The organism is Streptomyces sp. NPDC002676, from assembly GCF_053592455.1.
Map to the genome: position 1 here is coordinate 115992 of NZ_JBSFVT010000020.1, position 23170 is coordinate 139161.

At 67.8% G+C, this 23170-nt stretch carries 17 protein-coding genes and 3 pseudogenes; 8 read left to right on the top strand and 12 right to left on the bottom strand.

Going from position 1 to position 23170, the window contains the following annotated elements; translation table 11 throughout:
* Positions 1–6 precede the first annotated feature (6 nt).
* Positions 7–426 (bottom strand): annotated as a pseudogene (locus ACWD3E_RS35535) (transposase); the annotation flags it as partial.
* Between the two features lie 254 nt (positions 427–680).
* On the opposite strand from ACWD3E_RS35535, the gene ACWD3E_RS35540 reads away from it, so the two are divergent.
* The 3 genes from ACWD3E_RS35540 (at position 681) to ACWD3E_RS35550 (ending at position 2720) form a co-directional block, all read left to right on the top strand.
* A complete protein-coding gene (locus ACWD3E_RS35540) occupies positions 681–1298 on the top strand; it encodes a helicase associated domain-containing protein (RefSeq protein WP_451391634.1) in 618 nt (205 codons plus the stop codon).
* Positions 1299–2046: 748 nt separating this feature from the next.
* Positions 2047–2295: a hypothetical protein gene (locus ACWD3E_RS35545; protein ID WP_351222006.1), complete on the top strand. Its 249-nt coding sequence runs from the start codon at positions 2047–2049 to the stop codon at positions 2293–2295.
* 221 nt (positions 2296–2516) lie between these two features.
* Positions 2517–2720: a cold-shock protein gene (locus tag ACWD3E_RS35550; RefSeq protein WP_141360305.1), complete on the top strand. Its 204-nt coding sequence runs from the start codon at positions 2517–2519 to the stop codon at positions 2718–2720.
* A gap of 1003 nt (positions 2721–3723) precedes the next feature.
* On the opposite strand, the gene ACWD3E_RS35555 is transcribed toward ACWD3E_RS35550, so the two are convergent.
* Complete coding sequence (locus tag ACWD3E_RS35555; RefSeq protein WP_451391635.1) at positions 3724–5223, bottom strand: long-chain-fatty-acid--CoA ligase; 1500 nt, start codon at positions 5221–5223, stop codon at positions 3724–3726.
* Between the two features lies 1 nt (position 5224).
* Positions 5225–7681, bottom strand: coding sequence for a SpoIIE family protein phosphatase (locus ACWD3E_RS35560; protein WP_451391636.1), 2457 nt, complete (start codon positions 7679–7681; stop codon positions 5225–5227).
* Positions 7682–8015: 334 nt separating this feature from the next.
* Here ACWD3E_RS35560 and ACWD3E_RS35565 point away from each other — a divergent pair, with 334 nt between their 5' ends.
* On the top strand, positions 8016–9278 hold the full coding sequence (locus ACWD3E_RS35565; protein WP_451391637.1) for a PucR family transcriptional regulator: 1263 nt from the start codon (positions 8016–8018) through the stop codon (positions 9276–9278).
* Positions 9279–9296: 18 nt separating this feature from the next.
* Here the strand turns inward: ACWD3E_RS35565 and mdlC are convergent, their stop codons facing one another.
* The 4 genes from mdlC to ACWD3E_RS35585 form a co-directional block, all read right to left on the bottom strand.
* Positions 9297–10880, bottom strand: coding sequence for a benzoylformate decarboxylase (gene mdlC, locus ACWD3E_RS35570; RefSeq protein ID WP_451391638.1), 1584 nt, complete (start codon positions 10878–10880; stop codon positions 9297–9299).
* Between the two features lie 98 nt (positions 10881–10978).
* Positions 10979–11758, bottom strand: coding sequence for a crotonase/enoyl-CoA hydratase family protein (locus ACWD3E_RS35575; RefSeq protein ID WP_451391639.1), 780 nt, complete (start codon positions 11756–11758; stop codon positions 10979–10981).
* Between the two features lie 42 nt (positions 11759–11800).
* Complete coding sequence (locus ACWD3E_RS35580) at positions 11801–13018, bottom strand: CaiB/BaiF CoA transferase family protein (protein ID WP_451391640.1); 1218 nt, start codon at positions 13016–13018, stop codon at positions 11801–11803.
* A gap of 81 nt (positions 13019–13099) precedes the next feature.
* Positions 13100–14389, bottom strand: a complete 1290-nt coding sequence (locus ACWD3E_RS35585; protein ID WP_351221999.1) for an acyl-CoA dehydrogenase family protein — start codon at positions 14387–14389, stop codon at positions 13100–13102.
* 225 nt (positions 14390–14614) lie between these two features.
* On the opposite strand from ACWD3E_RS35585, the gene ACWD3E_RS35590 reads away from it, so the two are divergent.
* Positions 14615–16042, top strand: coding sequence for a cytochrome P450 family protein (locus ACWD3E_RS35590; RefSeq protein ID WP_351221998.1), 1428 nt, complete (start codon positions 14615–14617; stop codon positions 16040–16042).
* Between the two features lie 235 nt (positions 16043–16277).
* Here the strand turns inward: ACWD3E_RS35590 and ACWD3E_RS35595 are convergent, their stop codons facing one another.
* A complete protein-coding gene (locus tag ACWD3E_RS35595) occupies positions 16278–17414 on the bottom strand; it encodes a SpoIIE family protein phosphatase (protein WP_451391641.1) in 1137 nt (378 codons plus the stop codon).
* A 313-nt stretch (positions 17415–17727) separates the two neighbouring features.
* Complete coding sequence (locus tag ACWD3E_RS35600) at positions 17728–17961, bottom strand: hypothetical protein (RefSeq protein WP_351221996.1); 234 nt, start codon at positions 17959–17961, stop codon at positions 17728–17730.
* A gap of 337 nt (positions 17962–18298) precedes the next feature.
* On the opposite strand from ACWD3E_RS35600, the gene ACWD3E_RS35605 reads away from it, so the two are divergent.
* Complete coding sequence (locus ACWD3E_RS35605; RefSeq protein ID WP_451391650.1) at positions 18299–18388, top strand: hypothetical protein; 90 nt, start codon at positions 18299–18301, stop codon at positions 18386–18388.
* A gap of 296 nt (positions 18389–18684) precedes the next feature.
* A pseudogene (locus tag ACWD3E_RS35610) lies at positions 18685–19482 on the top strand (Gfo/Idh/MocA family protein); the annotation flags it as partial.
* On the opposite strand, the gene ACWD3E_RS35615 reads toward ACWD3E_RS35610, so the two are convergent.
* Complete coding sequence (locus tag ACWD3E_RS35615; RefSeq protein WP_451391651.1) at positions 19410–20408, bottom strand: FAD-dependent oxidoreductase; 999 nt, start codon at positions 20406–20408, stop codon at positions 19410–19412. The pseudogene ACWD3E_RS35610 and the gene ACWD3E_RS35615 overlap by 73 nt on opposite strands.
* Positions 20409–20776: 368 nt before the next feature.
* Here ACWD3E_RS35615 and ACWD3E_RS35620 point away from each other — a divergent pair, with 368 nt between their 5' ends.
* Positions 20777–22039, top strand: a complete 1263-nt coding sequence (locus tag ACWD3E_RS35620; protein WP_451391642.1) for a PucR family transcriptional regulator — start codon at positions 20777–20779, stop codon at positions 22037–22039.
* 285 nt (positions 22040–22324) lie between these two features.
* Here ACWD3E_RS35620 and ACWD3E_RS35625 read toward each other — a convergent pair.
* Positions 22325–22559 (bottom strand): annotated as a pseudogene (locus tag ACWD3E_RS35625) (acyl-CoA dehydrogenase family protein); the annotation flags it as partial.
* Between the two features lie 95 nt (positions 22560–22654).
* A partial coding sequence (locus ACWD3E_RS35630) for an IS5 family transposase (protein WP_451391643.1) occupies positions 22655–23170 on the bottom strand: 516 nt, incomplete at its 5' end.

The following is a 23170-nucleotide window of genomic DNA, read 5'->3' on the forward strand; positions in this document are numbered from 1 at the left end:
GAGTATCGTCGCGTCGGCCTCCTGGTCGGTCGTGGAAGCCGGCGTGACCAGCACCGTCAGCAGCAGCCCGAGGCAGTCCACGATCAGGTGGCGCTTGCGCCCGTTGATTTTCTTGCCGCCGTCGAAGCCGCGTGAGTCGTTCCTGACGGTGGCGTCGGCCTTCACCGACTGCAAGTCCACCACGGCCGCGGTCGGCTCGGTGTTCCGGCCTTCCGTTTTCCTTACCGGGTCACGTAGCCGGTCGTGGAGCTCGCGGATCAGACGGTTGTCCCGCCAGCGGCGGAAGAACGCGTACACGCGTTTCCAGGGCGGGAAGTCCGCGGGCAGGTTCCGCCACTTCACGCCGTTGTCGACCAGGCACCGGATCGCGCCGAGCATCTGGCGGTGGCAGTAGCACTCGGGGCGTGCCCTTGTCGAAATTCTCATCCGTGCACGTCAGGCCGGGGCCTGTACGGTCTTCGGTGTAACTCTCGATCAAGGAAGTAGCACCTGATGAGCGACGTGACTGCCTCTGTCGAGGCGGTTGAAGAGGTTCGGCCGGAAGCATGCAAACCACCCCAGGTTGGCTGTCGCTGTCTTACCGCACTCTCGGCGGTCTACAGCGAGATCTGCTGGCCGCGCTTCTCACGCCGCGGCCTTGCTCACCGCAAGCCCGCCGCTGCCGTCACCCCCATGAAAAGTTGAGACCTCACACCTGGGCGAAGAATCAGCGGACCGCCGGACGGCTCGCGGATGCCATCGCGCAGCGGCGCGAGGCGGGGCTGCCGGTCGGTTCCACCGCTGGCGCGCTGTCAGAGGAGCGCCGCGATGCGCTGGAGGCGATCGACGCGTCCTGGTGCCCGGCCTGGCCGGTGGCTTGGCAGCGCTGCTACCGGCCGTGCCGCAGGCTCATCGAGGCAGGCCAGGCACTGCCCGCTCCGGGGGAGGGCACCGTCCAGGGCGAGGACCTGGGCGCGTGGGTCCAGGCGCAGCGCCTGGGCTGGGATGGGCTGCTGCCCGCGCAGGTCTGGATGCTGGAGAACATGCTCCACCTGGAGCCGGCAGAGCCTGACGAGGCGCCTTCGGCGCCCCGTACGCGGGCGGACAAGTGGGCGGTCAGCATTCGGGCCGCGAGGCAGTTCCACGCCCGCGAGGGAAGCCTCCAGGCTGGCAGGGGGCACGTTGAGCGGCTCGCTGAGCCCGACGGGTCGGTGACAGAGGTCAAGCTGGGCCTGTTCGTGGACAACGCCCGCCGCCGGGCCGACAAACTCGGCGCGGAACGGCGTGCAAAACTCGACGCTCTCGGTATGCGCTGGTAGCCGCGGCAGCATGGGTAATAGGCTGGGCCGGGACCTCCGTAGGGAACCCGCCCGGCCCCTGTGCGCCTCCGTGAGCGGCTCACTGGCACGAGGCGACACCCCCCCGGCCCCGTCGCTGACACGAGGCGCCACACGGCTGACACCGCCCGGCTGGGGCGCTGCTGGCGGCGAAGGTGGGCGAGATCCGTTTCGCCTCGGGGGTGGGCGGGCCGGCGCCGACGTGCGACACCGAAGCCCGCCGGACAGGCACGCGTCAACATGACCTGTCGGGTGTTCCCCCTGTCACGGCATGGTTCGCGGCCAGTAGCGTTCTTCAGGGGTCCTGCTGTCGCTCTCGCCACAGTAGTTCTGACGGATCGTCCCCAGTGAAGGGGCGCAGCGGCAAGGCCGCCTGGAACACCGGTGATCCCAATTGCGCTCCCGGTGTGACCGCCACCACCAGGTGCGCTGCTAGCGGCCCGTGAGACCGAGGGCACCCCCTAGAACCTGGCCTACAGACTTTCTGAAACGCCGATGTTCCCCGTACGATCTGACACGTGTCTGGCACGACCTGTTCGTACCGAACTCTCGGCGGGTGCGTTTCTTCTTGAGTGAGCGGCATGTACCTGCCCCATCCACTGATGCTGGGCCAACGCGCCACGTCGCGTCCTGGGTGACCTTCACTCAGATCGGAAGTTCACCCCACGTGATGGTGTCGGGGCCTAGGGGTGGCCGCGCGCCCTGGTCGGTAGGGACGTAGCGTCAGCGCATGGACTTCCGTATCACCGCTGAGGAGGATGCGCTCGTCTTCCGGCTCGCGGAGCTCCTGGACGGCGGCACGCAACCGCTGGAGACGCAGCTCGTCGAGGAACTGGGCCCGGACATTCGGCAGCAGCTCGAAGGGCTCAAGGCGAAGGGCTGGATCCTCGTCCGCGAGGCTGCAGACGGAATGATGGTCGTCCATCTCACCGGGCCGGCGTGGAAGGCCGTCCGCAGCCGCCGCGACGTCGGCCGGTAACGGCCGTGGTGACGCTAGAGATTCGCCTACGCGATCCCATAAGGCCTGTGATCTTCAGCCTCGCCCGGTGTAGCGTCGCTACAAGTAGTCGTGGTTCCGAAGTCCGTTCGCCCGTGACACACGTCTCGGGCGTCCTTGCTGTTCAGCGCCTCTCCGGACCAAGGCGATCACCTCCGGATCCCGCACGGTGCGGGATTCCGAATTTCCTTGAGGAGACAGACATGGCCAGCGGCACCGTCAAGTGGTTCAACGCTGAAAAGGGCTTCGGTTTCATCGAGCAGGACGGCGGCGGCCCCGACGTCTTCGCCCACTACTCGAACATCGACGCCTCCGGCTTCCGCTCCCTGGAAGAGGGCCAGCGGGTCACGTTCGATGTCGGCCAGGGGCAGAAGGGCCCGCAGGCGGAGCACATCCGCCCCGAGTAACAACGCATAGAGAGACCCCGGCCGGATGGTTACCGGCCGGGGTCTCTTGCTGCCCGGGTGAAAGGGGGACAAGCCGGTGCGCACCCCTGGCAGTGATCCGCCGCCCCGAACCCGCAAAGTGACAAGGGGACGTCGACCTGCTTCCCCACGGCGAGCACGTCCGCAGGCAGAGAGGTCTGTAGGCGGGTCAGCCCGCCATCGACGGCTTCTGACAGCCAGCCGCGGTTGCGGTGGTTGCTGTACCTGTACTCCGCTGCTGTACGGCAACGGCTCAGGAGGGCAAGCGCAGGGGGAGCGGAATTATGCCTTTGACCTGCGCGTATATCTGAAGTGCCGGGCCCGCGTATCCATCTCAATCGCCACGCACTCGGAGGCGCACGCTACCGGGCGGTAAGGGCCATCGTGAGCGTATCCGGCTCGGAGCCCGTCCCTGGGGGAGGGCTGCAACATTGCGGCGCGCCGCCCCACCACAGGCCCGCAGGTTGGCGGGCGAGCCCCGTGACAGCGGCGTGGGCAACCGTAGCGCCCGCTCCCGCGGGTCATCCGGCCCGCTGCGACGGTGCGACAGGTACGACACCCTCTCTCCTGTTGCAGCGAGGTCCAGCCCGGGAACGTCGACCCCAACGGGCTACCCCCTCGCATGAGGGGGGAGGACAGGTTCAACCGCAAGGGCGTTACGAAGTTCCTCGGGCTACCCCTTTGCGTGCGTGAGGGGAGGACGCTCTGATCGCCACCGAGATCCCGCCGTGATGGCGGGCTACCCCCTCGCCTGAAGGGCGGACTTCCAGGGCCGCTGCCGCGAAGAAGAACTCGAGGGCGGATCCGTTGGGCGACGAACACCCGGTTCTGGTACAGCGGCGGACGCAAGAGCGACAGCGTCCGGCACGCCCTCGGCGACCAGAGCGAAGGGGCCGGGGTCGACCTGAGCCATCACTTGGTGGGTGATCGCCGGCTGTCCGCCGTCTGGCCGGCCGCGACGAAAGCATGAACGAGCCCAGTCGCCTCATCTGTCCGGCTCATTCGGCGGGACGATCTCCCGCTTGAGGATCTTGCCGGTCGGTCCCTTGGGCAGCGCGTCCACGATCCATACCTTGCGCGGATACTTGTAGGCGGCGACCTGGCGCTTGACGTACTCACGCAGTTCCTCGGCTGTCGCCTGTGCGCCCGGCCTGAGAACGACCGCCGCCCCGACCTCCTCACCGAGATCGGCGTCGGGGAGGCCGATGACCGCGGCGTCGGCGACCGCAGGGTGCTCGTACAGCACATCCTCGACTTCGCGGGGGTACACGTTGTACCCGCCCCGAATGATCACGTCCTTCTTCCGTCCGACGATCCAGAAGTAACCGTCCTGGTCGATCCGGCCGAGGTCGCCGGTGTGCAACCAGCCGTCCCGGATCGCGGTGGCGGTCTCCTCGGGGCGCCGCCAGTACCGTTTCATCACGTTGTGCCCGCGGATCACGATCTCGCCGGTCTCCCCGTGCGCCACCTTCTTGCCGTTGTTGTCGACCACCCGCATCTCGACGCCAGGGACCGGGGTGCCGACCGAACCGGGCCTGGGACCGGCCTGCAGGGTGTTGAACGAGGCGACGGGTGAGGTCTCCGACAGTCCGTACCCTTCGAGCACGACACAGTCGAACGCGGCCTGGAAGTCGTGCAGCACGTGGACCGGCATCGCCGCGCCACCGGCGAGGGCCACGCGCAGCCGGGAGACGTCGTAGGCGTCCCGGCCAGGCTGCCGCACCAGCCGGCTGTACACCGTCGGCACCCCGGCGAAGACGGTCACGCCGTGCTCGGCGAGGATCCGGAGTGCCTTCGCCGCGTCGAAGCGCGGCAGCAGCGTGAGACACGCGCCCGAGGCGACGGCGGCATTGAGGGTGCACGTCTGTCCGAAGGCGTGGAACAGGGGCAGACCACCGAAGATCACGTCGGCTGCCCCGATCTCGAACAGCTCGTTGGCTACGATCTCGCAGTTGCGGGTGAGGTTGGCGTGGGTCAGTTCAGCGCCCTTCGGCTGACCGGTCGTACCCGAGGTGTAGAGAATCACCGCGGTGTCGTCCTCGTGCCGGTCGGCCAGGTCCTCGGCGGATGGGGCGGACGCAAGCGGAGGGCCGAATCCGCCGGCCCCGACGACGACCACCTCGGCCTGGCCCTGCTGCGCACCGGCCCGTGCCTCGTCGGCGAAGGCGTCCCAGGCGAACAGGAGTCGGGCACCTGAGTCGCCGAGGTAGTAGGCGACCTCGCGGGACTTGAGCAGGGGGTTCATCGGGACGACGATGCCGCCGGCCCGCAGTACGCCGAAGTAGGCGAGGGCGAACTCGGGCACGTTGGGCAGCATGACCGCAACTCGGTCGCCGGGCTTCACGCCACGGTCCTGGAGCAGCCCGGCCATGCGGGCGCTGCCCTGGTCGAGCGTGCGATAGGACATGGCAGCGTCCCCGAGACGGAGCGCGGCGCGATCCGGATGAGTCCGGGCGCTGTTCACCAGGTGGGATGCGAGGTTCATTTCAGCTCCTCTCCTCGACTTTCCGGGTCTTCCGGCAAGGCAGCCCCAGCGTGCTGGGAGGGCTGCCGGTGTCGCTCTCGCCCTCGACAGGGGGCAGACCTTGTTCCGCCCAGACGACTTTGCCGCCCGTTGTCCAGCGGCAGCCCCAGCTGCGCGACAGCTGGGAGACGAGGAGGATGCCGCGGCCGTACTCGTCGGTGCTGCGGGTGTGGCAAAGGCGTGGGAAAGACCTGCTGGCGTCAGATATTTCGCAGGTCAGCAGGCGGTGCCTGATCAGACGCAGGGCCACGGGGCCGGCGCCGTGCCGGATCGCGTTGGTGACCAGCTCGCTGGCGATCAGCTCCGTGTCTGCGATCAGGCTCTCCAACCCCCACCGGGTCAGTTGCCGGGCTACCCAGCCGCGGGCAGTGCTGACGACGGCCGGGTCCCGGGGCAGGTCCCAGGACACGGTCTGGCACGGATCCAAAGCACGGGTCCGGGCCAGGAGCAGGGTGACGTCGTCGGTTGGTGACTTGGCCGGCAGTGCCTCGATCACCGAGGAGCAGAGGTTGTCCAGGGGTCTAAGGGGCTGGGCTGCGAGGGTGGCGCCCAGTTGCCGCATTCCGATGTCGATGTCCCGGTCACGCGTCTCGACCAGGCCGTCGGTGTAGAGGGCGAGCAGGGTCCCCTCGGGCACTTCCGTCTCCACGGCTTCGAAGGGGACCGAGCCGACGCCGAGCGGGGCTCCGGTGGGGAGGTCGGGGAAGGTGACCATGCCCTGCGGGTCGACGACAGCAGGCGGAGGGTGCCCGGCCCGAGCCATCGTGCACCGCCGGGTGACGGGGTCGTAGACGATGTAGAGACAGGTGGCGCCGATGGCCATGGCGCAGCCGTCGCCGGCGTCGTCGTCTTCCTCCGACTGGCACCGGACCGTGTCATCGAGGTGGGACAGCAGTTCGTCGGGGGGCAGATCCATGTCCGCCAGCGTGCGTACGGCGGTTCGGAGCCTTCCCATGGTCGCCGCGGCGTTGATGCCATGCCCGACCACATCTCCGACCACTAGCGCCACCCGGGCACCGGACAGCGGAATCACATCGAACCAGTCGCCTCCGACGCCGTTGTCCACGTCGGCCGGCAGGTAGCGTGAGGCCGCCTGGATCGCCGCGCTGTCCCTCAAGCCGTGTGGAAGCAGCTTGCGTTGAAGAGCGAGGGCCGCTGTGTGCTCGCGGGTGTATTGGCGAGCGTTGTCCAGTGACAGTGCGGCCCTGGTGACCAGTTCCTCGGCGAGGAGCAGGTCGTCCTCCTGGAACGGCATCGGTTCCTCGGTCCGGACGAACAAGGCCACACCCAGCGTGGCGTGCCTCGCGCGGATGGGGACAAGCATCATCGAGTGCATCCCGTTTGCGCGGATGGACTGCGCCCGCGCGGGGTCGTTGTCGACCCATGTGCCAGGAGAGGTGTCCAGGGTGGGTTGCAGGTGAGAGGCTCCGGAGGACAGCACACTGATCCAGGGTGAGGTCGGCGGGACGAAGATGGATTCGCCGCGTGTCCATGGTGACTCGGGAGTTCCCGGGTGGATCGAGGCCAGGCCGGCGCGGCGAAAGGCCGTGCCGTGCTTCCCCGTCGGGTTGATGCGGATCACGGGTTCTTCGCCGAGCGAGACGAACTCGGCTAGGTCGACGGCGGCGTAGTCAGCCAGGATGGGCACAGCGAGGTCGGCCAGTTCCTGGCTGGTCTGCATCACGTCCAGGGTGCTGCCTATTCGGGTGCTGGCCTCGCTGAGAATGGCGAGCCGCTCGCGGGCTCGCTGGTTGCCTGTGACATCCACGCTCATGGAGCACACCCCCAGTGGCCGGCCATCGGCGTCGCGCAGGCAGAAGAAGGAGGCGGCGAAGGCGTGCTCACGGCGCTGATCCGCCGGCGGCCACGCCCGGTATTCATGAACCGCGGTCATGCCGCTGCTCAGTACCTGGCGCATCACCGCTTCGAGCGCCTCGGATTCGAGGCCGGGCACCGAGTCCGGGAGACGCCGTCCGAGCCGCATGTCACGAGCGACACCGTCCTGATGTTCGCTGACGTCGTTGACCCAGGCGCAGCGCAGTTCCAAGTCACGCACCACGATGCCGATCGGTGTGCGGGTGAGAAGCGACTCCCGCACCGATCCGGCGGTCTCCCCCGCGTAGAGCGCGGCGATATCGGTGCCGTAGACGAGCCAGTGGGCTGCTCCGTCGCGCCCCCACAACAGCGATACACGCAGGCTTACATGGAGTGTGTGGCCGTCGCGGTGACGGATCGTCGCTGTGCCGGACCAGCCGCCCCTGGCGTGGCGCTGCTCGCAGGCCGCCCATGCGTGAAGTGCATTCTGGAGAAACGGCAGCACGAACCAGACGGGCCGACCCACCACCTCCCCTGCGGCGTATCCGACAAGCTGCTGCGCGGTGCTGGTCCAACCGACCACCGTCCCCTCGCCGTCGATCATCGCAATCGCAGAGTCGGGTACCTCTCGAGGTCTCAGCGGCTCTGTGAGGCTGTATCGGAGAATATTGCTCAACTCGGATCACTCCTGGGACGTTTCCGAATAACGGCTTGAAGGCGAGTTGATTCCCCCCTGATCGGCACGTCGGAGGGTCCCTTCAGTAACCAGAGGCTAGGCGTGGACCGCACGACAGCCACTGGGCGCGCAGTACGACCTCCGGGTCGGAATTGGTGCCGATGAACCAATCCGTCGGCAATATTCGCGCAGGCTCGAGGGAGTGCGGCCTATCGCGTCTCGAAGATTGCGGATGGGCCAGGACCACCCTGTAGGGTGAGGTATGGCTGCGGAGCATCCAGAGGCGGCAAAACTACTGTCCGTGGTCGCGGAGAACGTAGGGTCACACCTCCCGGAAGTTGGCCGCGACATAGGGGAGTATGTTATTGCCGAGATTCCGGAACTCAGGGGCGACGCAACCGTCATTAAAATCCTGCATGCGAGCATCGCTGAAAATGTCGCCACATTGTTGCACATCTTCGAGAACGGTATTCCTCTGGAAAAGATCGAGGGGCCTGCAGCTGCTCTTGAGTACGCCAGGAGGCTGGCTCAGAGGGGTATCTCACTCAGCGCGATGGTCAGGGCCTACAGGATCGGCCACTGGCGTTTTCTGCAGTGGTGTTTGGACGAACTCAACCGACAGGACGCCGACCCGGATCTCACGACCGCGACCAACCGGCGCATGCTTCAGGTGAGCTTCGGTTACATCGACCGGGTGACCGAGCATGTCATCGTGGTCTACCAACGGGAACGCGATCACTGGCTGCTCAGCCAGACCGCCGCGCGCGCCGCGCGCGTGCGAGACATCCTCACCGAGAAGGACATCGATCTCAACTGGGCTGAACCAGCTCTTGGTTACCGGATCCTGCAGCATCACCTCGGGCTGGTGGCCTGGTTGCCCACACTGAAGGGTGAGGGCGAGGGGCTGGCCGTACTCGACCGGATCATCAACAAGATCGCCCGGAAGCTCGACTGCCCCGCCAGGCCGCTCTTCGTACCCCGAGACGCCATGGAGTCCTGGGCCTGGCTGCCGCTCGGCTCGCACAGCGACGTCTCCTGGAAACAGCTGTCGAATGTGGTCGAGCACAGCAATCCATCCGTGCACATGAGCGCTGGATGCGTGGGCTACGGCATCGAGGGATTCCGCTCCACGCACCGACAGGCAATGCGCACGCAGGAACTTGCGGCAGCGGCCAATCCGGCCCCCCAGTTCACCGAATTCTCCGCTGTCGCTCCCATCGCCCTGATGGCCACGAACATCGACGACATGCGCGCATGGGTGTGGGGCATCCTCGGTCCGTTGGCCGTCGATGACGAGAACTCCGCACGACTTCGGGAGACGGCACAGTTCTTCCTGGACACCAACTGCAGCTATACCGCTACCGCCAGCGCCCAAATTCTGCACAAGAACACCGTGCAGTACCGCATCCGGAAAGCCGAGGAACTCATGGGACGGCCGGTCCAGAAAGGACACGCTGATCTGGAAGTCGCACTGCGCGCCGTTCAGTACCTCGGCTCGACGCTCCTTCGCACCCACCCCGCCTGAAATGCATGGGATCGTGCCCTACAACATGGCGTTCTGAGGTCGGGTGGGGACCACGATCACGGTGGTGGTGCCGGCGGAGAGAGCCGCCTTGAACTCCCGCTCCAGGTCCTCGGTTGTCTCCACGTCGACCGCGCGGCATCCGAAGCCGCGGGCCACGGAGGCGATGTCGAGCCCCGGCAGGTCGAGTCCCGGAACGCCCGGCGTCTCCTCGAGTACCGCGAACGACTTCAGGATGGAGTACTCGTGGTTGCGCATGACCACGTAGACGATGGGGAGGTTGCGCTGGGCCGCCGTATAGATGGCCTGCACGGAGTACTGGAAGGAGCCGTCGCCGATCAGGCCGACGACCGGCCGTTCGACGCCCCGGTCCCGGTCGCCCAGCGCGACGCCGACCGCGGCCGGGGTGCCCCAGCCGATGCCTCCGCTGGCCGTGGCGAAGAACGATCCGGTCCGGGTGGTGGGGAGCCACTCGATCTGCTGCGCCATCGTGGAGGTCGATTCGTTGACGATGACCGCGTCGGACGGCCGAACTCTGCTCAGGGCGGCGTAGACCTCCGGCGGGGTGAGCGGGCTGTTCGGCACCTGCGGCAGCTCGCGGGGCCGCGCCATCGGCTCGGGCACAGCGCGTCCGGATCCCTCCGTGACCATGTCCAGGAGCAGTTCGATCGCCGTCGCGGGATCGCCGAGGAGGCTGTCGCCCACACGCGCCGCGGCGGCGACCGCCGGGTTGCCGGTGATCTGCACGAGCTCCGTGCCGTCGGGAAGGTAGTCGCCGGGCACGTAGGGGTAGTACCGGAACACCTCCGCGCCGATCACGACCACCAGATCGTGCCCCGCAAGCCGGTCGCTGATGGTCTTCACCGACATGCCCAGCGGGCCGCCGAAGAGGGGGTGGTCCTCGGGGAAGGAGGCGCGGTCCAGCAGGGGGGCGCCGTAGACGGCCGCGCGCAGCTTCTCCGCCAGGGCGACGGCTCCGTCCCAGCCTCCGGCACGGTCGACCTCCGGCCCGAAGACCAGTGCGGGACGACGGCTGGCGGAGATGCGACCGGCGAACGTGCGCAGCCGCTCGGTGTCGGGGGCAACGCGGTCGCTCACTGTCCGCACTCGGGTAAAATCGGCCAGGGGGCGCTTCCAGTCATCCATGGGGATCGACAGGTAGACCGGACCCGTCGGCGGCTGCAGGGCCTCCGCGTAGGCGCGCATGAAGGCTTCTGGGACGTCTTCGGCGCGGGCCGGTTCGTAGGACCATTTCACCCACGGTTTCGGCAGCGTGGTGGCCTCACGGTTGCCGAGATATGGCTCACCGATCACCAGTTCCCGGTGCTGCTGTCCCGAGGTGATGATCAGGGGTGTGTTTCCGTGGTAGGCCGCCACCAGGTTGCCCACGGCGTTTCCCAGCCCGGCCGACGAGTGCACGTTGACCAGCGCGGGGCGGCCGGTCACCTGCGCGAAGGTGTCGGCCATCGCGATGACGGACGCCTCCTGCAGGGCCAGGACGTAGGTGAAGTCCTCGGGGAATTCCTGAAGGAAGGGCTGCTCGGTGGAGCCGGGATTACCGAAGACCGTGGTGAGTTCGAGGGTCCGCAGCAGATCGTAGGTCACGCTTCGAACGGTGGATTGCTCAGTCATCGTCAGTCGCCTTTTCTTTCGCGGGGTGGGTCTGGGCGCGGGCCGCAAGCGGCCGGAGGGCCGGGCGAGTTTCAGCGGCCCTGCCAGTGCGGCGGGCGCCTTTCGGCGAAGGCGTGGGCGCCCTCCTGCGCGTCGTGGGATGCCAGAACCGGTGCGACGATCCGGTCCTGCTCGACGAAGGCGTCCTGGTCGCTGAACGCTCGACGCTCGCTGACTACGCGTTTGACGGCTGCCACGGCCAGGGGCGCGTTGTGCACAATGCTGGTGGCCAGTTCCAGGGCACGCTCCAGGGCCTGGCCCGGTTCCGTGAGGGAGTTGACCAGGCCGAATCGCTCGGCGCGCTCGGCGGGCAGAGGCTCGCCGGTGAGCAGAAGCTCCAGAGCGATGTTGCGCGGGATGCGCTCGGGCAGGCGCACCATGCCTCCCTCGGGCGGCACGATGCCGTAGTGGACCTCGGTCTGGCCGAAGGTGGCGTTCCGCGCGGCCACGATCATGTCGCAGGCGAGCGCCATCTCGGTTCCTCCGCCCAGCGCGTAGCCCTCGACGGCGGCGATGAGCGGGGTCTTGATCCGGGCGCGTGTGATGCCGGCGAAGCCTCGTCCATCGATGATGGGCGTGTCTCCGGCCGCGAAGGCCTTGAGGTCCATGCCGGCGCTGAAAACGCCGCCGGCCCCCATGAGGATGCCGACCCTGAGGTCGTCGCGGGCCTCGAGGCGGTCGATGGCGCCTGCCAGGGCCCTGGCGGTGGCCCCGTCGATGGCGTTGCGGGCCTTCGGACGGTCGATCGTGATGACGAAGATGCCGTCGCGTTCCTCGGTCCGTACGGTCGGCATGTCAGTGGCCGTGGTCATGATGGTGGTTCCCTTCTTCCCTGGCGCTGCTGAGCTGTGGCTTCAGTCGATGGCTTCGGCCTCGCGCAGTTCCTCGATCCCCTTGGTGTCGAAGCCAAGCTCGCGAAGCACGGACTCTGTGTGTTCGCCCAGGTCGGGGGCCGGGCCCGGACGGACCTTCTGTTCCTGGTCCAGCCGGACGGGGCTGTCGATGGTCAGGTGCGGGTCGTCGTTGCCGTCGTCGATCGGTACGAACACCCGGTTGGCGAGGAGCTGAGGGTCGTGGGCGCACTCTTCGAGCGTCTGGACGACTCCGTACGTGAGGCCCGCGGCGTCGAGCACCTCGCGCCACTCGGCCAGGGAGCGAGCCGCGAACGTCTTGTCCAGCAGGGCAACGATCTCGGCGGCGTGGGTGCGGCGGCTCGGGCTGTTGGCGTAGCGCGGGTTCTCCGCTGCCTCGGGATGACCGATGGCCTTGAGGAAGAGCGGGACCTGCTTGTCCTCGTTGACGAAGACGAGGACGATCCAGCGGTCGTCCGCCGTCCGGTACATGTTCCCGAGCGCGTTGGGCGGGTCGGACCGGTCGATGGGCTTGGGGGACTTCGCCCCGACCAGCACGGCTTGCAGCCACATGCTCGCCGCCCAGGCGCCTTCGGCGAGCAGTGAGGCCGTGACGCGTGCGCCCTGGCCGGTCTTCTCCCGCCGGTACAGCGCGGTCATGATGCCGGCGAACAGGGTGATCGCCGTGGAGTGATCGCCCGATCCGAACGCGTTCATGGCCGGCGGCACGTCCCTATGGCGTGTGAGGTCCATCAGGCCGCTGCGCGCCCAGTACGCCGTCACGTCGAAGCCGGGCAGATGCGCGTCCGGGCCTTCCTCGCCGAAGCCGGTGACATCGGCGTAGATCAGCCGGGGATTGAGGGCGGCCAGAGCGTCGTACTCCAGGCCCAGCTTCTCGCGCGTCCGCGGCGGGAAGTTGGTCACCAGCACGTCGGCCCACCGCACCAGACTCTCGAGCACGGGCCGGGCGCCGGGCGACTTGAGGTTGAGCGCGATGCTGCGCTTGTTGCGGTTGTCCAACTGCCAGGGGTAGTTGACCCCTTCGACATGGGGGTTGGGAGGGATGCGGCTGAGCGAACGGTATCCGTCGCCCACATGCGGTGGTTCCACCTTGACGACGTCGGCGCCGAAGTCACCGAGTACGGTGGCCGCGGCGGGCCCGGCGATGAAGCTCGCGAGGTCGACGACGTGCAGTCCCTCCAGGAGGGGCGTGTTGCTCATGATTACTCCTTGTCCTCAGTGGGGTCGCGCGCGGCGCCCGGAACCGCCCCGCTGTCACGGGGCGTCGCGAGACACGCCGGGTCAGTGACTGGGCGCCACAGGCACGAAGGCGTTGTAGCCGGTGATGTCGCGGCCGACGATCAGCGCCTGCACGGTGTCGGTGCCCTCGTAGGTGTCGATGGCCTCGATGTCGCAGAGGTGCCGGGCGACGTGGTAGTCGAGCAGGATCCCGTTGCCGCCGAGCATGTCGCGAGCGTCGGCGAGGATGGCCCGGGCTCGTTCGGTGTAGTGCATTTTGGCCAGCGCGACCCGGGGCATCGAGTATTCGCCCTCGTCCAGGAGCTGGCTGAGACGGAACTGCATGCACAGCATGTCGGTGATGTCTGCCAGCATCCGGGAGAGCCGGTACTGGACAAGCTGGAAGGCGGCCAGCGGCATCCCGAACTGCTTGCGCTGCTTGGCGTAGGCCAAAGCCGTCTCGTAGCCTGCGATGGCGGCGCCGATCGACTCCCAGGCGACGCAGAAGCGCGAGGCAAGCAGGACCTTCTCGGTGTCCCGGAAGGTGTTCACGTTCGCCAGCCGATTCTCGGCGGGCACCCGGACGTCGGCGAGGGAGATCTGCGCGTTCTGGACACAGCGCAGAGCCGTCTTGCCCTTGATGACCTGGGCGTCGAACCCGGGTGTGCCCTTTTCGACCACGTAGCCGCCCACATGCCCGTCGTCGCCGCGGGCCCAGATGATCACGTAGTCGGCGAAGCTCGCGTTGCCGATCCACCTCTTGTGGCCGTTGAGGACGTAGGAATCACCGTCCCGGCGCGCGGTCGCCTCCAGCTTGACCACGTCCGTGCCGTGCGCGGGCTCGGTCAGACCGAAGGCTCCGATCTTCTCCAGGCGCGCCATGGGCGGCAGGAAGCGCTGCTTCTGCTCCTCGGAGCCCAGCAGTCCGACCGACATCATGGCCAGGGCCGAGTGGACCCCCATGAACGTCGAAATGCTCAGATCGCCCCGGGCCAGTTCGAGGATCACCAGGCCGGCCGTCAGGTTGCTCATCCCCGGGCAGTCGTAGCCGGAAATCTGAAAGCCGGCGATGTCCAGCTGCGCCAGCTTGGGCACCAGCTCGAAAGGGAATTCCGCCCGCTCCCAGTACGGGTTGATGATCGGGGTGACCTCCTGGTCCATGAACGCGCGGACCTTCTTCCGCAAGGCTCGCTGCTCGTCGGTGAGCAGGTTGTCCAGGAGGTAGTAGTCGGTGTGCTCTGATCCGCCCAGTACCGGCGGCTCCACCCCGGACGGCTTTGCGTTGCCGCTCGGGAGAGCGCCGTTCAGCACGGTCCGGCCCGGGTCGGCTGTCCTGCCCTGTGTCGCCTTCATGTTCCGCTCCGTCCCATCGGGGATCCGATTGCGTCAGTGAGAACGACGCTAGGAGCGAGCAGCGGCACGACCATTAGGCCCGGAACATCATATTTACATCTAAATTGGTGCTCTTGACCTAATTCGCCCGGTAGTGCCTGCGCGCCAGCCTTGCACCATGGCCCGGGGAGAGCCGCCGCGCCACCTCGGCTGCCCGAGCTGACCCGACGATCAGAGGAAACAGACATGAGCACACCCAACGCATGGGTCGGACTGCTTCCACCGGCCTTCGACCCGGACTACATCGAGCGCGCCGTGGTGCCCTATCTCAAGAGCAGCGAGTACGTGGGCGAACGGCCCGCACTTCCCATGATCGATCTCGCCCTGAGCAAGGAGAACGCGGCTCCGCCGCACTTCTGGGGCATGCTCTACGACGGGTGGGCGCCCGACCCCAAGGAGGGCACCACGGTCTTCATCACGGGCTACGACCAGCGAGGACCGGACAACGAGCGCAAGAAGATCTACGCTTCGGCGACCACGCCCGACCTCTACGCAGCGAAGTACGCCCCCAAGGTCCACGGCTTCCTCGCCCGGCTCTTCGCCGAGACCAACGCCGGCAAGCCGCTGATGCACGAGTACTACCAGAATTACTTCGACCTCTACTGGGACCTTCACCTCGGCGTCACCGGCGAGGCCATCCCGCCCGAGGTACGCACGATCGGCGCCAGTTTCACCGCCGTCCTCGGCCACTGGTATCCCACCGAGGACATCGTGCGGGAGAACATCATGCGGGTGCGCGAACTGCGCCCGCGGCTCAAGGAGTGGATCGACCAGCGGGTGCAGGCAGTGATCGACGGCGACGTCGACGACCCGGAGGGCACTTTCGTCCACTACTGGCTCAAGAACGGCCGAGGGGGCGAGCACTTCCGCCGCGAGGACATCGTCTTCGAGTGCTTCCACAACTTCCTGGCGTTCAGCCAGTGGGGCAACATGATCTACCACACCATGGCCCTGCTGGACGCGGGCCACGGTGACAAGGCCGTCAGGTCGTGGTTCCAGCGGACGATGACGAACAGCCCGGACACGGCGGACGGCGGCGCGTTCACCCCACTCGACCGCTACGTGATGGAGCTCTTCCGCACGGTTTCACCGAACGGAGGCAGCCTGTCGACCGTGAGCACCGAACGTGGTGCCGATCCTCGCCTGGGCAATGTTCTCACCCTGCACCCCTCGGCGAGCCGCGACCCCCGGCAGTGGCACAACCCGGATGACTTCGATCCCGACAGGTACCGGGCAGCGCCCACGACCGCCGACGATGCGGAGACGAGAAGCCGCCAAGCCGGCCTTGCGCGCTGTCCCTTCCCACCCACACCGTTCTCCGTCATGGACGGCCGCCGGGCAGAGATGACCAACAGCGCTTTCGGAGCCGTGTACGGAGTCGTCGACGGCACCGCGTACCCGGTCTGCGACACGGCCGGTTATGCACCGTTCGGATTCGGCTACCGGCGATGCGGCGGCGAGCAACTGACGACGGAGTTCGTCAAGGAGTTCCTGCGAACGGTGTGGAGTCGCGGGATCGAATTCACCGCGCTCGACCTTGAGCATCCCGAGAAACTGCCCGTTTCGCCGCGCACCGTCATCGACGACAACATCGGCTTCCGGCAGGGTCCGTGAGAACCACAGCTGGAGACGCGGATACGCCGGAGTCTGCAACGGCGTATCCGCGCAGTTGTGAGAAGAACCGTGCGGAGAACGAAGGGGACCGTCTGCGCCGGCACGACCAACCATCAGGCGATCCCGTCGCGTTGCCGGGGCTGTCTGGTCGGTAGCGGGGCAAACGAACGGGGGCCGGGCCGACCACAAGGCCGTCGCAGCCCCCGCGCGGGTTGCTGTCCCCTTAGCCCTCTCCTCACACCGGGCAGGGGGCGTAATGACCTGCCCGACTGCCTTGGGAGGGGTGGCCCGTCGTGGCAACTGGCCGCGCGTCCATCCCGGCCGACGGCGTCTGCGGCAGGGGCTGCTCGGTCCAGATCACCTTGCCGGCCTGCGTGTGTCGCGCCCCCCAACGCTCAGCGAGCCGGGCGACAAGAAACAGACCGCGTCCGCTCTCGTCCGTGGTGGACGCCTGATGCAGATGGGGAATTGCGGTGCTGGAGTCGAACACTTCACACGTAAGGGCGTGGTCACAGAGCAGCCGAAGGTGGATCGGTCCAGTGGTGTAGCGCATAGCGTTGCTCACCAGCTCGCTGAGGATCAGTTCGGTCGTGAAGACAAGGTCGCTCAGACCCCAATGCGCAAGCTGGCGCGTAACAGCGGCACGCAGGTCCGCCACCGCGGTCGGCTCGGCGGGCACATCCCAGTCGGCGACCTGGTCAGGTTGCATGCCGCGAGTGCGGGCGACCATCAGCGCGACGGGGCCGCCGGGGCGGACTGGGAGCAGTGCGTCGAACACGGCCGCGCAGGTCTCCTCCGGGCCCACAACGCCGTTCCGGGTGGCGGCTTGGCTCAGGAGCCTCCTCAGCAGTTCGAAACCGGCATCGGCGCCCTGTCCTCGGCGTTGGATCAGGCCGTGGCCGTAGAGCACCAGTTGGCTGCCCTCGGGCACCTCCCACTCCGCAGTGGTGAAGGAGCCGCTGCCCAGGCCGAGGGGCGGCCCGGCGGGCACGTCGGGGAGGTCCACCCGGCCATCGGGGCTTATCACGGCGGGCGGCCGATGCCCGGCCCGGGACACCGCGCAGTGCCGGGAGACCGGGGCGTAGATCGCATAGAGACAAGTCGCTCCCCTGAAGAAGCCCTGCCATTCGTCAGGACCCCGGCCCCACCGGGTCGCGAGATGATCGAGACGGCCCAGGAGTTCGTCGGGCGGCAGGCCGGTCGAGGCGAGGTTGCGTACTGCGCCGCGCAGCCGGCCGATCCAGGCGCGGGCACGCGGGCCGCAGCCCACAACACTGCCCACGGCCATGGCCACGCGATTCTCGGACAGCGCGATGAGCTCGATCCAGTCGCCCGATGTCTCCGATCGTGCAGGCCGATAGCGCACGGCCACGTCGACAGCGTGCTGGGCGATCGGGCTCCGGGAGGCGTGGGGCGTCTCAAGGGCTGACGGTTGTGGTGCGTCCGCGGACGTAGTCGCGTTCATTTCCCGCTCCTTGTGTGTTCGTGGGATCGCGGATCGCATCCCTTGACTCGACGCTAGGCCTGCGGGGCACGACAGCCACTGGGCGCAGGACACCACCTCTCACTTGAAGTTGGTACCAGCGGGCCAATCGGCCTTTCATCGTCGATTTGGCCCTCAACAGCTCGCAACACAGCAGGCGTTCCCGACCGGGAAGCCCCGGCCGGGAACGCCTGACCTGTTTCTAGTAGCCGCCCCCACCCCAGTTGTCGCCGCCCCCACCCCAGTTGTCGCCGTCGTCGCCGTGGTCGCCGCCGCCACCGCCGTGGCCGCCGCCACCGCCGTGAGCCGAGTAGCCGACCTCGTGGCTCTGCTCCGCCGCAGACGCCGTGCCGACCCCTATACCGGTGCAGGCGAGGACGACTGCGGCAGAGGTGACGGCAGCCAGGCGGCCCATGCGGGACACATGTGCACTCATGATGTTCCCCTTTCAGATCTGAGTATCAAGTTCCTCCGTGCTGTCCATCACGCTACGGACGGGCGTGGATCAATCCCTCGGACGCAGAACACGAGAAAGTCAGCACCGTTCGTACTCGGGACCCAACATTGGTCACCGAAGGAAGCGCGATGCAACGAGTCGTCCTGGGGGGGAGGTTCAAGCGGCCCGTACAGCGAACGGCCACCGACTGGCAGCCGCGGTGCTCCCGTCTCCCCCCCGTGCGCCGCCCCGGCGCTGAGCCGAGCGTGACACGCTCGGGACGGCGTGGTGGCATGTGGGCGTGGCGTTGCGGGAGCTGCGCGCGTTCGTGGCGGTAGTGGAGGAGTGTGGGCTGTCCGCCGCGGCGCGGTGGCTGCACGTGAGTCAGCAGTCAGCCGGCCCTGTCCCAGACGGTGAGCGGACTTGAGCGGCAATTCGGGGTGAAGCTGCTGGTGCGAGGCAGCACTGGGGTAGGGGCCACCGAGGCGGGAACCGCGCTGCTGGCGGAGGCGCGCGCGGTACTCGCCCCGCACGATCAGGCCCTGCGCGCGATGGCCCGGTACACCGGCCCGGGTGGCGGGGCGCTGCGGATCGGGATCCCGCTCGAACTGCCCACGGGGCTGCTCGATCCGGCGCTGACGGAGCTGCGCGAGGCGCATCCGGACACACGCCCCAGGCTGTATACCAGGTACTGGGAAGGGAGCTGTCGTGAAAGAGATCGGCGTGGGAATCATCGGCGCCAGCCCGAGCACGCCGAGCTGGGCGGTCGCCGCGCACGTCCCCGCGTTGCGGGCCCTTCCCGGCTACCGGCTGCGCGCCGTGGCCACCAGCCGGCGCGCCTCGGCGGACGCCGCCGCGGCGGCCTGGAGCGTCGACGCCTTCGACGATGCCCGGGCGCTGATCGACCACCCGGACGTCGATCTCGTGGTGGTGGCGGTGAAGGTACCCCAGCACCACGACCTGTCGGCGCAGGCTCTCTCCGCCGGAAAGATGGTCTACAGCGAATGGCCGCTCGGCGTGAACGTCGAGGAGGCCGCGCACCTCGCCGAGCTGGCCGCCGCGGCCGGCGTGCGGACCGTCATCGGATTGCAGGCCAGATTCGCCCCGGCCGTGCGGCGCCTGCGCGAGCTGGTCGCGGAGGGATACCTCGGGCGGGTGCTGGCGACCATCCTGACCGGGTCCGCCATGGGCTGGGACGCCGTGACCAGCCGGAGGCACGCCTTTCTGTACGACATCACCAATGGCGTGACCACGTTGTCGGTGTCCACGGCGCACGCCCTCGACGCGCTCACCTACGTCCTGGGCGACATCGACCACGTCACCGCGACTCTCGCCGTCGGACGCCATGAGGTCCTGATCGCCGAGGAGAACACGACCGTGCCGGTCACCGCACCCGACCAGGTCGCGGTGACCGCGGGACTGCGGTCGGGCGCGGTCGCCTCCGTTTTCTACCGCGGCGGACATTCCCGGGCCGGCGGCCTGCGCTGGGAGATCAACGGCACCTCCGGCGATCTCCTGCTGACCAGTCCATCCGCCGACGGCATCATCCAGAGCACCGAGCTGACCCTCTCCGGCGGCAACGGGACCGCGACCGAGGTGAGCCCCTTGACAGTCCCCACGTACCCGGACGCCGACCTGGCCGCCGTACGCGCCGGACCCGCACGCAACGTCGCCGCGGTGTACGCGGCACTCGCTGAGGACCTGGCCAAGGACACCCTTGAGGTTCCCGACTTCGCACACGCACTGCGCCTCCATCGGCTCATCGCCGACATCGAAGGCGCCGCCCGCCGCGGACCGCCGCGGCAGCATTGGCCCGTTACCGTGCGTGGGTGCGCTCGCGTCGCGCCGCTGTGCGCTGCCGTCCCCCTGCGGGTGACCTTGTACCCCTCGTCGCGCAGCGCAGGACGGCCGCGCCGCCGCCGCCGAGCCCTCAGGCTGTCCAGGCCCATGGTTCGGGCTGCCGCGGCGACCTCGGCGCCGAGGAACCCGGCTCCGACAACGACCACCCGGGGCCCGGTGAGCAGCGCGGCGCGCAGGGCGAGCGAGTCGTCGAGGGTTCGCAGGACGTGGACTCCGGCCAGATCGCTGTCTGGCAGGCGGCGGGGGGCCACGCCGGGTGCTTGATGGAAAAGGCCGCGGTGACCATCCGGCGCAACCGGGCGTGCTCCGGATCGTCCATCGAGGAAAGTCCGCGACTCCTGCCTGCGTTCCTTCTGGCCCGCGCCCACATGCCGGTAGGGCGGGCGGTTGCTGTCGGCGCTGATCCGCGGATCGGCCAGCAGCGCCCGCTGGTCCTCGTAGCGGGTGACCAGCCACGGGGTGCTGCCGTCCCACAGCCGCCCCCGGCCGATCGGAGCCTGGGCCTGCAGTGTGTACCGGCGGCGGGTCGAACAGGCAGCCGGACGCCCGGGGCATGGGGTAGTCCGGAATCTGCGCCTGCGGCGCATCGGTGCCGGGTGTCGACAGGGTTGTCATGGTTCTCCGCCCCTTCCGGAAGTCGGATCGTGGGGACAGGCGACAGGACCAGGGCCCGCCGCGCGTGGGGCGCGACGGGGCGGCGGAGCAGGTCCAGCCGCCTGCAGGGGGGATTTTCACGCGGTGGCGGACGGCCGCGCGTACCGCGATCCAGCCGCCTCCGAAAAGCCGTCCCTAAGGGCGGAGGGCACGAAAGCCCCTGGGTCGCAATACGTCCTTCGGATTGGAACTGGCGCCGATGGACTCTTCAGGAGGCAGTAATCGCGCAGACTTTCCGGAGTCCGTCCTATCGCGCACCCTGGAAGCGGATAGGTCACGAACCACTCTGTAGGATTGAGGTATGGCTGCGGAGCATCCCGAGGCCGCGAAACAACTGTCCGTGGTCGCGGAGAACGTAGGGTCACACCTCTCGGAGGTCAGCCGCGACATCGTGGAGCATGTCACGGCCAAGGTCCCCGAGCTCGGGAGGGACACCACCGTCATCAAAGTCCTGCAGGCGAGCATCACGGAAAATATCGCCACGGTGCTGCACGTGTTCGAGAACGATATATCTCTGGCCAACGTCGAGGCGCCTGCAGCTAGTCTTGAGTACACCAGGAGGCTGGCTCAGCGGGACATCCCCCTCACTGTGATGACCAGGGCCCACAGGTTCGGCCAGTTGCGTTTTCTGGAGTGGTGTCTGGACGAGCTCGACCGAGAGGACGTCGACTACGAGCTCTTCACCGCGACCAACCGGCGCATGCTGCAGCTGAGCTTCGGTTACGGCGAACGGATAGCTGAAAATGCCGCCATGGTCTACCAGCAAGAACGCGATCACTGGCTGCTCGGCCAGACCGCCGCGCGCGCCGCGCGCGTGCGAGACATCCTCACGGAGAAGGACGTCGACCTCAACTGGGCTGAACCAGCTCTTGGTTACCGGCTCCGGCAGAACCACCTCGGGCTGGTGGCCTGGTTGCCCACGCTGACGGGTGAGGGCGAGGGACTTGCTCGACTCGACCGGATCACGAACGAGGTAGCCCGGAAGCTCGACTGCGCCGCCAGGCCGCTGTTCGTCCCCCGAGACGCGGTCTTGTCCTGGGCATGGCTGCCATTCGGCTCGCGCAACGAGGTCTCCTCGGAACAGCTTTCGGATGTGGTCGAGCGCAGCGATCCTCCCGTGCACGTGTGCGCCGGGAGCGTCGGGTACGGCCTCGAGGGATTCCGCTCCACGCATCGGCAGGCACTGCGCACGCAGGAACTCGCAGCATCGGCCAGTCCGGTCCCCCAGTTCACCGACTTCTCCACCGTTGCTCCCATCGCCTTGATGGCTACGAACGTCGATGACATGCGTGCTTGGGTGTGGGACATCCTCGGGGCTTTGGCGGTCGATGACGAGAACAGCGCGCGGCTTCGAGAGACCACACAGATCTTCCTGGACACCGGCTGCAGTTATACCGCTACCGCCAGTGCGCAAATACTGCACAAGAACAGCGTGCAGTACCGCATCCGGAAAGCCGAAACAATCATGGGACACCCGGTCCAGAAAGGGCACAGCGATCTGGAAGTCGCGCTGCGGGCCGTTCAGTACCTCGGCTCGACGCTCCTTCGCACCCGCCCCGCCTGAAATGCTCGGCGATGCCGTCCCCGGGCGGATCCAGCTGGAAACCGCTGCGGGCGCGGTCGGCGTCGGCGTCGCCGGTCAGGGTGGACTCGGTCGGTCGCCGTCAGTTCGGTGGCCGGCAGGGGTCCTTCGCGCAGCGGGGCGCGGATCAGCAGCCGGGAGGGCGAGCGCCTGAGGGGTCCTCGCCACCGCTCCCGGAGCGTCGGCGCCGATCCCATGCACCATCGCCGTCTGCCGCGGCTGCGCCCCGGAGATCCCGGGCGTCCACGGCACGGGCGCGCAGGAGGGTCACCGCCGTACGCGAGATCCCAGCCCGATCCACGAGAATGATCTCGCGCTGGATCTCGTTGTTGCCGCCGCCGGAGGTGATGATCACCGCCGAGCAGTAGCCGAGCTCCAGTTCGCCGTGCAGGACGGCGCCCGCGGAGCCGTCCATCAGCAGGCCGGCGGCGACGGCCTCCATGAGCCAGGCGGTAACGTCCCGGAGGGCCTCGCAGCCGTAGATTTTGACGGCGGAGGCGTTGCCGTCCCGTAGGGCGCGTGTCTTCCGGGAGGCGAGGTCGGTCCCGGCGTCGGGCTAAGTGAGCGTTTGATTCTCGGTTGTCTGTTTCATTTGGCTTAGCTGTCGCGCCAGTTGGGGGTGGCTTCGTGGGTGAGGCGGCGGGTCATGAGGTTGATGGCGGCAAGCTGGATCATGGCGGCTGAGCGGTGGGGGTGGGTTTCGTAGTCGCGGGCCAGGCGGCGGTGGTGCATGAGCCAGCCGAGGGTGCGTTCGATGACCCAGCGGCGGGGTTGGACGTGGAAGCCGCGGACGGTGGGGTCGCGTTGGACGATCTCGAGGTCGATGCCGAGGTGGGCGGCCTGTTCAACGGCTTTGGTCTTGTAGCCGTTGTCGGCCCAGGCCTTGGTGATGGTGGGGTGGCGTGCGGCGATGCCGGCGAGGAGTGGGGTGCCTGCGGCGGAGTCGTGAACGCTGGCGGCGGTGACCGTGACGGCCAGGAGGAGGCCGAGGGTGTCGGTGACGATGTGCCGCTTGCGTGTGTGTCCTGAACGCGAAAGGGAGTTGATGGTAGCGAACTTCAAATAGCGGTGCTGTGCGGGAGATGAAGGTTTGGCCCTTCGAAGCCGCCCTGC